Source organism: Pseudomonas sp. PDM22 (genome assembly GCF_014851965.1).
Lineage (GTDB): Bacteria > Pseudomonadota > Gammaproteobacteria > Pseudomonadales > Pseudomonadaceae > Pseudomonas.
Genome location: NZ_JACVAR010000001.1, coordinates 805,669 through 819,745, shown reverse-complemented (window position 1 = coordinate 819,745; position 14,077 = coordinate 805,669). Strand labels below are relative to the sequence as shown.

Here is a 14,077-nt window from a genome sequence, read left to right as displayed (position 1 = left end):
TATCCGCCGACCTCTGCACGGCGGTAGACGGCGGATAACGCGTGCCGCGTTATGCGCCCTACGGTCGTACTCGGTGGTGTTCCGGTTCGAGGTTGTAGGGCGAATAACCGCTTGCGGTTATCCGCCGGCCCTTGCGTGGCGGTGGACGGCGGATAACGCGTGCCGCGTTATGCGACCTACGGTCGTCCTCGGCGGTGTTCCGGTTCGAGGAAGGTCCAGGCGACGAAGCGGCTCTGCTTCTGCCCCTGGGCCATGTCCACGGTGCGCATGGAAATGGCGCCGGCCTTCTTCAGCGCGCGGCGGAAGTCGTCGAGGTTGCCGGCCTTGGACACCAGCGAGCTGAACCAGCGGACCTGCTGGCCGACCTCGGCGCTTTCCATCGCCAGCTTGCGCAGGAAGGCGATCTCGCCGCCTTCGCACCACAGCTCGTTGCTCTGCCCGCCGAAGTTCAGCTTGGGCAGCTGGCGCGACGGGTCGAGCTTGCCGAGGTTCTTCCATTTGCGCCGGCTGCCACTGCTGGCTTCCTCGGGCGAGGAGTGGAAGGGCGGGTTGCACAGGGTCGCGTCGAAGCGCTCGTCGGCGTCGAGCAGGCCGCGGAAGATGTGTTTCGGATCGTGCTGCTGGCGCAGTTCGATGGCATCGCTCAGGCCCGGATTGTCGTTGACGATGGCGTGGGCGGAGGCCAGGGCAGCGGGTTCGATGTCCGAGCCGAGGAAGCGCCAGCCGTAGTCGCGGTGGCCGATCAACGGGTAGATGCAGTTGGCGCCGACGCCGATGTCCAGTATGCGCACGTCCGGCCCGCGCGGCACGCTGCCGCCGTTTTCCTCGGCGAGCAGGTCGGCGAGGTAGTGCACGTAGTCCGCTCGGCCGGGGATCGGCGGGCAGAGGAAGCCGGCGGGGATGTTCCACTGGCCGATGCCGTACTGCGCTTTCAGCAGCGCGCGGTTGAACACGCGCACCGCCTCGGGGCTGGCGAAATCGATGCTCGGCTTGCCGTAGGGGTTGGTGATGACGAAACGGCCCAGCTCCGGGCAGCCTTCGATCAGCGCCGGGAAGTCGTAGTGCCCCTGGTGGCGGTTGCGCGGGTGCAGCAGGTTCGGGCGCTTGGCGGCGGGGTCGCGCAGGGGCTGGGCAGGCTTTGCCAGGGCGGCGGGGCGTTTGGGCGGTCTGGGTGCTTTCGACATGAGGGCGCGCGGGGCTGGGAGGCGGTGGGCGATTTTCCCACAGTTGGGCGCTTCAGCCGAGCAGCACGTTGCCCAGGCGGTCGAACAGCAGGCAGCAGAGCAGCAGCGGAATCGGCAGGCCGAGCAGGGTGCCGAGCATGTAGGGCCAGAAACCGATGCCCGACAGCGCGAGGCTGTAGTTCAGCGTCGGCGAGGTGATGAAGGCGTGGCGCAGCAGGAACACGCTGCTTGCCGGGCGCTGGTCGAGGTGGCTGAACACCGCGCGGGTCAGCTTGTTGTTCAGCAGGCGCAGGCCATTGCCGCCGACGGCGCGCACGATCAGGAAGGTGAAGCCGCAGGAGAACACCGCCGCGCAGTAGGTGATCAGCCCGCCCCACAGCTTGCCCATGGCCAGCACGGCGGCGGCGAGGAACAGCAGGCCGGGGATGTGCAGCAGGTTGCCCAGGGCGAACAGGCCGACGAACAGCAGCAGGCCGCGCAGGCGGTTGTCAGTCAGCTCGTTGCGCAGGTAATCGAGGCTGAACTCCTCATGCAGCCCGCTGGCGCGATAGAGCAGCACCAGCACCACGGCGAAGGCTAGCAGCAGGATCAGTCGGCGAAAGCGCCAGAGGGTGGGTGGGACGGCAAGCATGCGGGCGGGCTCAGGGGTACTGCAGGATGTCCTTGATCTTCGGCAGGTGCGCGGCGATCCAGCGCGGATCGATGGCGCCCCAGTCGCGGATGCGGTAGTGGCCGGCGTTGTTGCGCTCGCCGTCGTGCTGCTCGAAGGCGCAGTCGATGTCCAGGTCGGCCAGCGCGGCCAGGGTGTCCTGGGCGGTGCGCCGGGGCATGCCGGTGGCTTCCATCAGCGCCGGGACACTGGTGGCGGTGCCGCTGTCGATCAGCCAGGCCACGTAGAGGCGGCGGTAGAAACTGCTTTTGGTCTTGCTCACTTCCATCGAGACGATTCCTTGGCGATCTTGTAATGGGCGGCTACAGCGGCAGCAGCCAGGGTACCAGCACAACGCTGACGATCATCACCAGAATCGTGAAGGGTACGCCAACCTTGACGAAATCGGCGAAACGATAGCGCCCCGGCCCCAGCACCAGGGTGTTCACCGGTGAGGAAATCGGCGTCATGAAGGCGGCCGACGCGGCCAGCGCGACGATCATCGCGAAGGCTTCCGGGGAGGCGCCCAGGGCCTTGGCCGTGGCGATGGCGACCGGCGCCATGAGCACGGCGGTGGCGGTGTTGGAGATGAACAGGCCGATCACCGCGGTCAGCACGAACAGGCTGGCGAGGATGGCATAGGGCCCGGCCCCGCCGAGTGCACCGACCAGGCCGTTGACCGCCAGGGTGATACCGCCGGTCTTCTGCAGCGCCAGGGCGAAGGGCAGCATGCCGACGATCAGCAGCAGGCTCTGCCAGTGGATGGCGCGGTAGGCGCTGTCCATGTCGATGCAGCGGAACGAACCCATCAGCAGGCAGGCGATCAGCGCCGCCATGACGTTGGGCACCAGCCCGCTGACCATCAGGACCACCATTACCGCCAGGCTGAACAGTGCGTGGGGAGCCTGACTGGCGGCGGGGGCGGCTTCGTCCACCTCGGCGGGCAGGCTGAGCACCAGGAAGTCGCGGGCGCGCGCCTGAAGCTGGCGGATTTCCTTCCAGCCGCCGATCACCAGCAGGGTGTCGCCGACCTTCAGCTTGGCGTCCAGCAGGCCTTCCACCAGGGCTTCGCGGTTGCGCCGCAGGCCGACCACGTTGAGGCCGAACTGGCTGCGGAACTCCAGGTCCAGCACGCTCTTGCCGAGCAGGACGGACTCCGGCGGCATCGTCACCTCGGCCATGCCCACTTCGTGGGCGCGTTCGGTGAAGTAGTCGCCCTGGAGGCTCAGTGGCTCGAGGCCGAACTCGTGGTACATGCCCAGCAGGTCGCTGCGCTCGCCGTAGATATCCACCAGCAGCACGTCGCCGGCGTGCAGCACGATGTTGGCACCGGGGCTCAGTATCTTCAGGCGGAAGTGCACCATGCGCTCGATGGCCACCACGTTGGTGCCGGCGCGGGCGCGCAGCTCGATGTCGCCCAGGCTCTTGCCCACCAATTGCGAATCGGGGCGGATGCGCAGGCGGCGCTCGCGGCCGGCGAGCTGGTAGTCGCGGATCAGGTCGCCCAGTGTGCGGCGCTTGACGCGCTGCCCGTCGTCGTCGCCGTCATCGCCCAGCCAGCGCCGCGCCACCAGCATGTAGCCGACGCCGAGCACCAGCACCACCAGGCCGAACGGCGTGAAGCTGAAGAAGCCGAAACCCTTCGAACCTTCGCGCACCAGCTCGCTGTGAATCACCACGTTGGGCGCGGTGGCGACCAGGGTGAGCATGCCGCTGATCAGCCCGGCGAAGCTCAGCGGCATCATCAGCCGGCGCGGCGACACGTGCAGGCGCGCGGCGATGCTCAGCACCACGGGAATGAAGATGGCGACCACGCCGGTGGAACTCATCACCGAGCCGAGCCCGGCCACGGCGAGCATCAGCAGCACCAACAGGCGCGTCTCGCTGGCGCCGGCACGGCGGGTCAGCCATTCGCCGATGCGATAGGCCACGCCGGTGCGCACCAGGCCTTCGCCGATGACGAACAGCGCGGCGATCAGGATGACGTTGGGATCGGCGAAGCCGGCCAGTGATTCCTGCACGCTGAGGATGCCCGACAGCGGCAGGGCGACCATCACCAGCAGGGCGACCACGTCCATGCGCGGACGGTTGATGACGAACAGCCCGACGGCGGTGGCGAGCAGGGCGAGGACCCAGATCAGTTGCAGACTCATGCGCTTCCCTAGCGATTTCCCGGCGCCATTGTGCCCGCAGGAGCGGGCGCAATGCCTTGACCCGGTGCAGCTTAGCGAAGCCTGCGCTGCTGCGGGGGATGCTGGAGGTCCTCAGGGCAGCCGTGCGACCGGGGTGATCTGCTGTGGATCGGTGCGCAGTTCGATCAGCGCCGGCTTGCCGCTGGCCTGGGCGCGCTCGAAGGCGGCGGCGAAGTCCTCGGTTCTCTCCACCAGCTCGCCATGGGCACCGAAGGCGCGGGCGAGGGCGACGAAGTCGGGGTTGCGCAGCTCGGTCGCGCTGATGCGGCCGGGGTACTCGCGCTCCTGGTGCATGCGGATGGTGCCGAGCATGCCGTTATTGACCACGATGACGGTCAGCGCCGCGCCGTACTGCACGGCGGTAGCCAGCTCCTGCGGGTACATCATGAAGCAGCCGTCGCCGGCGAAGCACACCACGCTGCGCTGCGGGTCCCGCAGCTTGGCGGCGATGGCGGCGGGAAAGCCGTAGCCCATGGCGCCGTTGGTGGGGGCGAGCTGGCTGCGCGGCGAGCGATAACGGTAGAAGCGGTGCACCCAGACGGCGTAGTTGCCGGCGCCGTTGCTGATCACCGCGTCGTCCGGCAGGGTTTCGTTCAGGTACTGGACGACCTGGGTGAGGTCCACACCCTTCGGCGATTCTGCGTTCGACGGCGGGGTGATATAGCCGAGGTAATCGGCGCGTGCCGCGGCGGTCCAGTCGGCCCAGGGAGTCTCGGCAAGGGGAGCGAGGTCGGCGAGGGCGGCGGCGATCTCCGGCATGCCGGCCTGGATGCTCTGGTCCGCCTGGTAGACGCGGCCCAGCTCGCTGGCGTCGGGGTAGACGTGGATCATGCTCTGCAGCGGGCGTGGGCTCTGGATCAGGCTGTAGCCGGCGCTGGGCGTTTCACTCAGGCGCGAGCCAAGCACCAGCAGCAGGTCGGCTTCCTGCACGCGGGCGGTGAGCTTGGGCGAGGCGCCGAAGCCGAGCTGGCCGGCGTACTGCTCGTCGCGGTTGTCGATCAGGTCCTGGCGACGGAACGAAGCCACCAGCGGCAGGCGGTTGGCGTGGGCAAAGGCGCGAACCTGCGCGCAGGCCTGCGGCGTCCAGCCGGTGCCGCCGACGATCAGCAGCGGGCGCCGGGCCTGGCTCAGGCGCTCGCGCAGTTCGGCCAGCGAACCGGCGCTTGGCGCTGCTCGGGTGATCGGCGTCGGCGCTACGTCGGCGACCTGTGCAGAGCCGAACAGTACCTCCTCCGGCAGGCCGACCACCACCGGACCGGGCCGCCCGGACTGGGCGACGCGGAAGGCGCGGGCGACGATCTCGGGGAGGCGCCGGATGTCGTCGACCTCGGTGGCCCACTTGGCCAGGCCGCCGAACATCTGCCGATAGTCCACTTCCTGGAAGGCTTCGCGGCCCTTGAACGCGCTTTCCACCTGGCCGATGAAAAGGATCATCGGCGTCGAGTCCTGCATCGCCGTGTGCACGCCGTTGGCTGCGTGGGTCGCGCCCGGCCCGCGGGTGACGAAGCAGATGCCGGGGCGGCCGGTGAGCTTGCCGTAGGCATCGGCCATGTTCGAGGCGGCGCCTTCGTGGCGGGTGACGATGGTCTGGATGGCGGCCGCGTCGTGCAGCGCATCGAGTACCGGCAGGTAGCTTTCGCCGGGAATGCAGTAGACGGTATCCACCGCGTGGCGCAGCAGGGCATCGACGAGGATCTGGCCGCCTTTGCGGGCCGGAGTATCGGACATGGGCGTGGGGTTCCTTGGCAGGGGAGCAGGGCGCAGCTGTGCGCTGATCTTCGGCGAACCGGCGCGGTGATCCAAGCGAGCATTCTTCGCAAGGTCATTCCTTCGGGGAATGAACGCCTTTTGAAAAAGGTGCATGCCAGAGCGGGCGCGACGACGAACCGCGCGGGCATTTCCCGATGTTTGTCTATGGTTGATGCACGGACGCAGACGCGTCCGCAGGACGATATTGCTGCAAAAGGAGAACCTCCCATGTACCACCTCTCGTCCCGAGCACTGCTCGCCGGCTTCTTCGCCACCTCCAGCCTGCCCCTGTATGCCGCCCTGCCTTCGGCGCCGGGGTACGTCGATGACAGCGGCTACAGCGCCGCCGCGAAAACCCGCATCCTCCCGGCGATGTTCGAGCAGAAGCTCACCAGCACGAAGTACATCGCCAAGGCCGACAACCCGCTGATCACCCTGGCCGAATCCACCGGCTTCAAGCAGACCTCCGATTACCACCAGACCCGCGCGTGGCTGCAGAAGCTGGCCGATGCCTCCGGCGGCGCCATCACCCTCAGCGACCTGCCGGAGAACAGCGCCACCGGCGAGCCGATGCTGCTGGTGACCGCCAGCCGCGAGGCGGACAAGTCGGCAGCGGGGCTGAACAAGTCCGGCAAGCCGACGATCTTCGTCGAAGCGGAAATCCACCCCGGCGAGGCCAACGGCAAGGACGCCATGTTCATGCTGCTGCGCGACATGACCGCCGGCGACAAGCCGCTGGCCGCTCTGCTGGACAAGGTCAACATCCTCTTCATCCCCACCGTGAACATCGACGGCGACCTGCGCCGCAGCCCCTACGGGCGGATCAACCAGAACGGCCCTGACGTCACCGGCTGGCGGGTCAACGGCCTGAACTACAACCTCAACCGCGACTTCACCAAGCTCGACAGTGCGGAGATCCGCAACGTCGCCTCGGTGTTCAACCAGTACGACCTGAGCTTCTTCGCCGACACCCATTCCACCGACGGCGCCATGTATCCCTACGACAGCTCCTACTGCCACAACGGCAACGGCTGGTCGCCGGCTTCCAGCGATTGGATGGACAAGGTGATGCGCGGCCCGGTGTACAAGGAGCTGGAGGGCGACGGGCATGTGGTCCATGAGTGCATCAGCTTCAACGACAACCAGGACCCGACCCAGGGTTACTACCCGTACCGCACCGACCTGGCGCGCTTCTCGAATCAGTACGGCGATATTCGCAACGTGCCGTCGATCCTCATCGAGCAGCATGCCCTGCACCCCTACGAAACCCAGGTGCTGGGCAACTACGTGATGCTCAAGGCGATGTTCCAGGTGATCGGCGACAACGCCGACTCGCTGAAGCAGGCCATTGGCAAGGACCGCGAACGGCTGGCGGCGCAGAAGGAGGTGATCCTCACCTGGAAGCCGGGCGAGCCGCAGCACACGCCGTTCACCGTGGGTGATTACCGCTATGAGGTGTCACCGATCACCGGCAAGAAGACCATCGTCTGGAGCAACAAGCCCAAGCAGCTGAACGTGCCGGTCACCGACAACTCGGTGCCGGACCTGGTGGTGAAGCGGCCGAAGCAGTATGTGGTGCCGGTGCAGTGGAGCGAGGTGATCGCGCGCCTGAAGTCCCATGGCATCCAGATGAAGACTCTGGACAAGGCGACGCCCATCGAGGTGACCCTGTACCGCATGGACAACATCAAGCTGGCCGGCGGTTTCGAGCCCGATCGCGCTGCCACCAACGAGATTCCCGGTTATGAGGGGCACCTGCTGGTCAGCGGCGTCGGCAAGCCGTTCCAGCGCCTGCAGACCTACCCGGCAGGCTCGGTGGTGATCGACACCGACCAGCCGCTGGGCGTGCTGGCGGTCAACCTGCTGACGGCGGAAAGTCCGGACTCGTTCTGGTCCTGGGGCTTCTTCAACTCGACCCTGGTGGTGGCCGAGGAGCCGGAGGAATACGTGATGGAGCCGATGGCGCGCAAGATGCTCGCCGAAGACCCGAAGCTGAAGGCCGAGTTCGAGAAGAAACTCAAGGACGACAAGGCCTTCGCCAAGGACGCCCAGGCGCGGCTGCAGTGGTTCTTCGAGCGCACGCCGTTCCATGACGTGAATGCCTACGTGTACCCGGTGGGGGCGGTGTACTGAGGCTCTTCAGGGTTGCTGCTGGCGCAGCTCTCGCAGCTGCGTCAGTAGCTTGGGAACCTCGTCGCGGACGATGCTCCAAAGGGTGTCGTTATCGATACCCAGATAGCCGTGGATCAGTCGGTTTCGGGTAGCCACCAGCATGCGCCAAGGGACCAGCGGGTGTGCCTGGCGAACTTCATCGGGAATGCGGGTCGCGGCTTCGCCGATGATTTCCAGATTGCGCAAGGTCGCGTCATAAACTAGCGGGGTAGTGACGAAGCTCTGCTGATCCAGATTCGCGCAGTAGGCGAGGACCTTCTCAGCGCATGCAATCATGTCGTCGACGTAGAAATACCAGACTCGCTCGGGACGCTCAGACATTCACCGCCTCCGCCTCGATGAAGGGGCGGAGCTCCGGGCGAAGTGCCTTTTCGGTTACCAGATCGACACTGCTGCCCAGCAGGTCTTCCAGGTAGAACTGCACGCCGAAGTAGCGCTCCGAGGTCGCGGGGCCGTCGAAACTGACCAGAATATCCACATCGCTGTCCGGTCCTGCGTCGTCACGTGCGGTCGAGCCGAACAGAGCCAGCCTTACTACACCGAAGCGGTTGGCCAGTTCTGGCTTGCAGCTTTCCAGCAGGGTCAGGGTGTGGCGGCGGTCCATGTTGGTTACCGGATCAGGGAATACGCCTGAAGGTAGCACAAGCGAAAAGCACAAGGCCCGCATTGGCGGGCCTTGTGTTGGGGCTTACAGGCTGGCGATCTTCTCGCGCTGCTGGATCAGGTTGGTCACGGCCTGCTCGGCTTCAGCCAGCTTGGCGCGTTCCTTCTCGATCACTTCCGGCGGTGCCTTGGCGACGAAGCCTTCGTTGGACAGCTTGCCGCCCACGCGTTTGACTTCGCCTTCCAGACGCTGGATTTCCTTGTCCAGGCGCGCCATCTCGGCAGCCTTGTCGATCAGGCCGGCCATCGGCACCAATACCTGCAGGTCGCCGACCAGCGCGGTGGCGGACATCGGCGGCTCTTCGCCTTCGTCCAGCACGCGGATGGTCTCCAGCTTGGCCAGCTTCATCAGCAGCGGCTCGTTGTCGGCCAGGCGACGGTGATCCTCGGGGGAGGCGTTGTTCAGCACCAGGTCGATGCGCTTGGCCATGGAGATGTTCATCTCGCCGCGGATCTGGCGGATGCCCAGCATCAGGGCCTTGACCCACTCGATGTCGCCTTCGGCGGCGGCGTCGATCTTCGCCTCGTCGGCGATCGGCCAGGGTTGCAGCATCAGGGTGTCACCGGACTTGCCAGCGGCGGTCTTGATGCGCTGCCAGATTTCCTCGGTGATGAATGGCATGAACGGGTGCGCCAGGCGCAGTGCGGTTTCCAGCACGCGCGCCAGGGTGCGGCGGGTGCCGCGCTGACGCTCGATCGGCGCGTTCTCGTCCCACAGTACCGGCTTGACCAGTTCCAGGTACCAGGCGCAGTACTCGTCCCAGATGAACTCGTAGAGGGCCTGGGTGGCGAGGTCGAAGCGGAAGGCGTCGAGCTGGCGCGCGACTTCGATCTCGGTGCGCTGCAGGGCGGAGATGATCCAGCGGTCCACCGAGGACAGCTCGACCGGCTCGCCATTGACGCCGGTGTCCTTGCCATCGGTGTTCTCGATGACGAAGTTGGCGGCGTTCCACAGCTTGTTGCAGAAGTTGCGGTAGCCCTCGACGCGGCCCATGTCGAACTTGATGTCGCGACCGGTGGAAGCCAGCGAGCAGAAAGTGAAGCGCAGGGCGTCGGTGCCGTAGCTGGCGATGCCTTCGGGGAACTCGGCTTTCGTCTGCTTGGCGATCTTCTCGGCGAGCTTGGGCTGCATCATGCCGCTGGTGCGTTTCTCCAGCAGCTCGTCCAAGGTAATGCCATCGACGATGTCCAGCGGGTCGAGCACGTTGCCCTTGGACTTGGACATCTTCTGGCCCTGGCCGTCGCGCACCAGACCGTGGACGTAGACGGTCTTGAACGGGATCTGCGCGCTGCCATCGCCATTCTTGATCAGGTGCATGGTCAGCATGATCATGCGCGCAACCCAGAAGAAGATGATGTCGAAGCCGGTCACCAGCACGTCGGTGGGGTGGAAGGTCTTCAGGTAGTCGGTCTGCTCCGGCCAGCCGAGGGTGGAGAAGGTCCACAGGCCCGAGCTGAACCAGGTGTCGAGGACGTCTTCGTCCTGGCGCAGGTTGGCGTCGCCCAGGTTGTGCTTGGCGCGCACTTCGGCCTCGTTGCGGCCGACGTAGACGTTGCCGGCATCGTCGTACCAGGCCGGGATGCGGTGGCCCCACCACAGCTGACGGCTGATGCACCAGTCCTGGATGTCACGCATCCAGCTGAAGTACATGTTCTCGTACTGCTTGGGCACGAACTGGATGCTGCCGTCTTCCACGGCGGCGATGGCGGGTTCGGCCAGCGGCTTGGTGGAGACGTACCACTGGTCGGTCAGCCACGGCTCGATGACGGTGCCGGAGCGGTCGCCCTTGGGCACTTTCAGTGCGTGGTCGTCGATCTTCTCGAGCAGGCCGGCGGCTTCGAAGTCGGCAACGATCTGCTTGCGCGCGACGAAGCGGTCGAGACCGGCGTAGGCGGCCGGCAGGCTGGCGTCCAGCTCTGCGTTGACGCTGCCGTCGAGCTTGAACACCTGGGCGACGGCGAGGACGGCGGCGTCCTTGTCGAAGATATTGATCAGCGGCAGATCGTGGCGCTTGCCGACTTCGTAGTCGTTGAAGTCGTGGGCCGGGGTGATCTTCACGCAGCCGGTGCCGAACTCGCGGTCGACGTAGTCGTCGGCGATGATCGGGATGCGCCGGCCCACCAGCGGCAGGTCGATGAAGGTGCCGATCAGCGCGGCGTAGCGCTCGTCTTCCGGGTGCACGGCGACGGCGCTGTCACCCAGCACGGTTTCCGGGCGGGTGGTGGCGACGACCAGGTGGTCCTTGCCGTCGGCGGTCTTGTTGCCGTCGGCCAGCGGGTAGCGCAGGTGCCAGAGGTGGCCCTTCTCGTCGTGGTTCTCCACTTCGAGGTCGGAAATGGCGGTGTGGAACTTGGTATCCCAGTTGACCAGGCGCTTGCCGCGGTAGATCAGGCCGTCCTCGTGCAGGCGCACGAAGGCTTCCTTCACGGCGTTGGACAGGCCTTCGTCCATGGTGAAGCGCTCGCGCGACCAGTCCACGGAGGAACCCAGGCGGCGAATCTGGCGGGTGATGGTGCCGCCGGACTGATCCTTCCACTCCCAGACCTTCTCCAGGAACTTCTCGCGGCCCAGATCATGACGGGCGATGCCCTGGGCGGCCAGCTGGCGCTCCACCACCATCTGGGTGGCGATGCCGGCGTGGTCGGTGCCCGGCTGCCACAGGGTGTTGCGGCCCTGCATGCGGCGGTAGCGGATCAGCGCGTCCATGATGGCGTTGTTGAAGCCGTGGCCCATATGCAGGCTGCCGGTGACGTTCGGCGGCGGGATCATGATGGTGTACGGCTCGCCGGAACCTTGCGGGGCGAAGTAGTTCTCTTTCTCCCACAGGGGGTACCAGTGGGATTCGATGGCGTGGGGCTGGTAGGTCTTGTCCATGAGCGCGGCGGGACCCTGATAAGGCTAGACGGAAAACCGCTGAGTATAACGGGAGGCGGGGAGTTCAGGCCACCGGGGGCTTATCGGCGGCTTTCGGGGTGCAGGCGTGGGCGGTCTGGCGCCGACGCCCGTTGTAGGAGCGGGCCATGCCCGCGATCGCGCCCATGGGGCGCTTCTATAGGCTGGCTCTGGTGTTTCCCTGGGCGGGGAGTCAAGTCTTGCGCTGGGCCAGCAGCCGCTGCATGCGCGCTTCGAGCCGGCGTTGCAGTTCGGCTTCGATCTGCGGGGCGAAGTCATCGAGGACGTCCTGCAGGATCAGCTGGGCCGCGGCGCGCAGTTCCAGGTCCAGGCGGTTCAGCTCGCTGGCGGCGGGAGTGGCCTGCGGCGCGGCGGGCTGGGTGGCTGCAGGCTCCGGCGCCTGGGGCGCGGGCGTGACGACGTCGGAGAGCAGCGGGATGTTGTCCGGCTCGAAGGATTCGGTGAGCAGGGGCGGCTCGGCGCCCGACTCGTCCAGCAGGTCCTGGATCTTCTTCAGGTCTTCCAGCAGGTGGTCGGGGTCGTGCGGGGGCTTGTGGTTGTCCATGGTGTCTTGGCTGAGACGCTCTCAAGGGCGCGGCAGGCGGTGGTCCTGCAAAGGATAGCCCTGCTCGCGGTAGCGACGGAAATTCTCCCGCGCGGCCTGACGAATCGCCGCCTCCTCGATCACCAGTTCGGCGACCCGGTTGAAGCGGTCGACGAAGGCAGGGATGGCCAGGGTCAGGTTGATCAGCAGGTCCCGGTGGCTTTCCGGCGGCTCGCCGAGGGCGAGAACTATCGGCGAGTCGGCATCTTCTTCCACCGCGTTGTGTGGGATGAAGGTTTCGCCCCGGAAGTTCCACAGCCGGGCATCCAGCGCATCGCGCTGGGCCTCGTCGCTGCACAGCACGAAGATGCGCATGCCTTGCCGCCAGGCTTTTTCAGCCAGGCGGCAGGCGATGGTCAGGCGTGCGTCGGGATCGGCGCTGGGAATGACGTAGAAATCCACACGCGTCATGCGTTCGATCCCATCGGCAGGTTGCACTGTGCCATTACTTGGCGCGGTCCAGCAGGTACTGGGTCAGCAGCGGCACCGGGCGGCCAGTGGCGCCCTTGTCCTTGCCGCCGCTGATCCAGGCGGTGCCTGCGATGTCCAGGTGCGCCCAGTGGAACTTCTTCGCAAAGCGCGACAGGAAGCAGCCGGCGGTGATGGTGCCGGCCTTCGGGCCGCCGATGTTGGCGATGTCGGCGAACGGGCTGTCGAGCTGTTCCTGGTACTCGTCGAACAGCGGCAGCTGCCAGGCGCGATCGTCGGCGACTTCACCGGCCTTGAGCAGTTGCTTGATCAGCGCGTCGTTGTTGCCCATCAGGCCCGAGGTGTTGGAGCCCAGGGCGACGATGCAGGCGCCGGTGAGGGTGGCGATGTCCACCACCGACTGCGGCTTGAAGCGTTCGACGTAGGTCAGCGCGTCGCACAGCACCAGGCGGCCTTCGGCGTCGGTGTTGAGGATTTCGACGGTCTGGCCGCTCATGGTGGTGACGATGTCGCCCGGACGGGTGGCGCCGCCGCTGGGCATGTTCTCGGCGCAGGCCATCACGCCCACCAGGTTGATCGGCAGCTGCAGCTCCAGCACGGCGCGGAAGGTGCCGAACACGGAGGCGGCGCCGCACATGTCGAACTTCATCTCGTCCATGCCCAGGCCGGGCTTGAGGCTGATGCCACCGGTGTCGAAGGTGATGCCCTTGCCGACCAGTACGTGCGGGGCTTCCTCCTTCTTCTTCGCGCCGTTGTACTGCAGCACGATCAGGCGCGGCGGCTGGTCGCTGCCCTGGGCGACGGCGAGGAAGGAGCCCATGCCCAGCTCGCGCAGTTTCTTCTCGTCGAGGACTTCGACCTTCAGGCCCTTGTATTCCTTGCCCAGCGCCTTGGCCTGTTCGCCGAGGAAGGTCGGGTGGCAGAGGTTCGGCGGCAGGTTGCCCAGGTCACGGGTCAGGGCCATGCCGTTGGCGATGGCCTGGGCTTCCCTGGCGCCTTGTTCGACAGCAGCGGCGTCGGCCTTGTCGGCGAGCAGGGTGATTTTCTTCAGCTTCGGCGCTTCGGCCTTCTGGCTCTTGAAGCGATCGAAGACGTAGGTGCCGTCGGCCAGGGTTTCCACCTGCAGGCGGGCCTTGCCGTGGGCATTGCGGCCTTTGACGGCCAGGTCGCCCAGGGCCAGGACTGCGTCGGCACCACCCAGGTTCTTCAGATTGCCCAGGACGGCGGAAACCAGTTTGCGGTAGGCGCGGTCGGAGAGTTCGCGCTCTTTGCCGGCGCCGACCAGCAGGACGCGCTCAGCCTTAATGTTGGGTAAATCTTGCAGCAGTAGAGTCTGGCCCACCTTGCCTGCCAGATCGCCACGCTTGAGCAGGTTGGCGATGGCGCCGCCGGTGGCTTCGTCGACGGCCTTGGCGGTGGCGCCAAGCTTGCGGCCTTCGCCCACGGCGATGACCAGGGTGGCGGTCTTGAGAGTTTCCGGACGTACGCTTTTTACAAGGAATTCCATGGCTGAGTGTCCCCGGGACAAAGAGCAGAAGGGTC

12 protein-coding genes are annotated in these 14,077 nt (G+C 66.2%); 1 reads left to right on the top strand and 11 read right to left on the bottom strand.

Annotation, left to right across the window (positions count from 1 at the left end; genetic code table 11):
• Window positions 1-176 precede the first annotated feature (176 nt).
• The 5 genes from rlmF to IB255_RS03995 form a co-directional block, all read right to left on the bottom strand.
• Complete coding sequence (gene rlmF, locus IB255_RS04015) at window positions 177-1,184, bottom strand: 23S rRNA (adenine(1618)-N(6))-methyltransferase RlmF (protein ID WP_139791472.1); 1,008 nt, start codon at window positions 1,182-1,184, stop codon at window positions 177-179.
• A 52-nt stretch (window positions 1,185-1,236) separates the two neighbouring features.
• Window positions 1,237-1,815 (bottom strand): VTT domain-containing protein, encoded by a 579-nt coding sequence (locus IB255_RS04010; protein ID WP_081516063.1) that lies wholly within the window; start codon window positions 1,813-1,815, stop codon window positions 1,237-1,239.
• A gap of 10 nt (window positions 1,816-1,825) precedes the next feature.
• The gene (locus tag IB255_RS04005; RefSeq protein ID WP_024762881.1) at window positions 1,826-2,122 is read right to left on the bottom strand and encodes a winged helix-turn-helix domain-containing protein; all 297 of its coding nucleotides are present in this window, start codon (window positions 2,120-2,122) and stop codon (window positions 1,826-1,828) included.
• A gap of 34 nt (window positions 2,123-2,156) precedes the next feature.
• The gene (locus IB255_RS04000) at window positions 2,157-3,986 is read right to left on the bottom strand and encodes an SLC13 family permease (protein ID WP_081516061.1); all 1,830 of its coding nucleotides are present in this window, start codon (window positions 3,984-3,986) and stop codon (window positions 2,157-2,159) included.
• 111 nt (window positions 3,987-4,097) lie between these two features.
• Complete coding sequence (locus IB255_RS03995; protein WP_192209820.1) at window positions 4,098-5,753, bottom strand: thiamine pyrophosphate-binding protein; 1,656 nt, start codon at window positions 5,751-5,753, stop codon at window positions 4,098-4,100.
• A 249-nt stretch (window positions 5,754-6,002) separates the two neighbouring features.
• Between IB255_RS03995 and IB255_RS03990 the strand changes: the two genes are divergently transcribed.
• Entirely contained in the window at window positions 6,003-7,907 is a 1,905-nt protein-coding gene (locus IB255_RS03990) for a M14 family metallopeptidase (RefSeq protein ID WP_081516057.1), read from the top strand.
• Between the two features lie 6 nt (window positions 7,908-7,913).
• Here the strand turns inward: IB255_RS03990 and IB255_RS03985 are convergent, their stop codons facing one another.
• From IB255_RS03985 to IB255_RS03960, 6 genes are all read right to left on the bottom strand, one after another.
• Window positions 7,914-8,267 carry a DUF86 domain-containing protein gene (locus IB255_RS03985; protein ID WP_081516055.1) on the bottom strand — a complete coding sequence of 118 codons (354 nt, stop codon included), beginning with the start codon at window positions 8,265-8,267 and terminating at the stop codon, window positions 7,914-7,916.
• Window positions 8,260-8,550, bottom strand: coding sequence for a nucleotidyltransferase family protein (locus IB255_RS03980; protein ID WP_081516053.1), 291 nt, complete (start codon window positions 8,548-8,550; stop codon window positions 8,260-8,262). Before IB255_RS03980 ends, IB255_RS03985 begins: the two co-directional genes overlap by 8 nt.
• Window positions 8,551-8,634: 84 nt before the next feature.
• A complete protein-coding gene (locus IB255_RS03975) occupies window positions 8,635-11,484 on the bottom strand; it encodes a valine--tRNA ligase (protein ID WP_081516051.1) in 2,850 nt (949 codons plus the stop codon).
• A gap of 211 nt (window positions 11,485-11,695) precedes the next feature.
• Complete coding sequence (locus IB255_RS03970) at window positions 11,696-12,067, bottom strand: DNA polymerase III subunit chi (RefSeq protein ID WP_081516049.1); 372 nt, start codon at window positions 12,065-12,067, stop codon at window positions 11,696-11,698.
• Window positions 12,068-12,088: 21 nt separating this feature from the next.
• Window positions 12,089-12,517 carry a DNA polymerase III subunit chi gene (locus IB255_RS03965; protein WP_081516047.1) on the bottom strand — a complete coding sequence of 143 codons (429 nt, stop codon included), beginning with the start codon at window positions 12,515-12,517 and terminating at the stop codon, window positions 12,089-12,091.
• Between the two features lie 34 nt (window positions 12,518-12,551).
• A complete protein-coding gene (locus tag IB255_RS03960) occupies window positions 12,552-14,042 on the bottom strand; it encodes a leucyl aminopeptidase (protein ID WP_081516045.1) in 1,491 nt (496 codons plus the stop codon).
• Window positions 14,043-14,077 lie beyond the last annotated feature (35 nt).

Coding starts and splice junctions, on each gene's coding strand:
- IB255_RS04010 (WP_081516063.1), bottom strand. CDS start 1,815: ATGCTTGCCGTCCCACCCACCCTCTGGCGCTTTCGCCGACTGATCCTG.
- rlmF (WP_139791472.1), bottom strand. CDS start 1,184: ATGTCGAAAGCACCCAGACCGCCCAAACGCCCCGCCGCCCTGGCAAAG.
- IB255_RS03995 (WP_192209820.1), bottom strand. CDS start 5,753: ATGTCCGATACTCCGGCCCGCAAAGGCGGCCAGATCCTCGTCGATGCC.
- IB255_RS04005 (WP_024762881.1), bottom strand. CDS start 2,122: ATGGAAGTGAGCAAGACCAAAAGCAGTTTCTACCGCCGCCTCTACGTG.
- IB255_RS03960 (WP_081516045.1), bottom strand. CDS start 14,042: ATGGAATTCCTTGTAAAAAGCGTACGTCCGGAAACTCTCAAGACCGCC.
- IB255_RS04000 (WP_081516061.1), bottom strand. CDS start 3,986: ATGAGTCTGCAACTGATCTGGGTCCTCGCCCTGCTCGCCACCGCCGTC.
- IB255_RS03980 (WP_081516053.1), bottom strand. CDS start 8,550: ATGGACCGCCGCCACACCCTGACCCTGCTGGAAAGCTGCAAGCCAGAA.
- IB255_RS03985 (WP_081516055.1), bottom strand. CDS start 8,267: ATGTCTGAGCGTCCCGAGCGAGTCTGGTATTTCTACGTCGACGACATG.
- IB255_RS03975 (WP_081516051.1), bottom strand. CDS start 11,484: ATGGACAAGACCTACCAGCCCCACGCCATCGAATCCCACTGGTACCCC.
- IB255_RS03970 (WP_081516049.1), bottom strand. CDS start 12,067: ATGGACAACCACAAGCCCCCGCACGACCCCGACCACCTGCTGGAAGAC.
- IB255_RS03965 (WP_081516047.1), bottom strand. CDS start 12,517: ATGACGCGTGTGGATTTCTACGTCATTCCCAGCGCCGATCCCGACGCA.
- IB255_RS03990 (WP_081516057.1), top strand. CDS start 6,003: ATGTACCACCTCTCGTCCCGAGCACTGCTCGCCGGCTTCTTCGCCACC.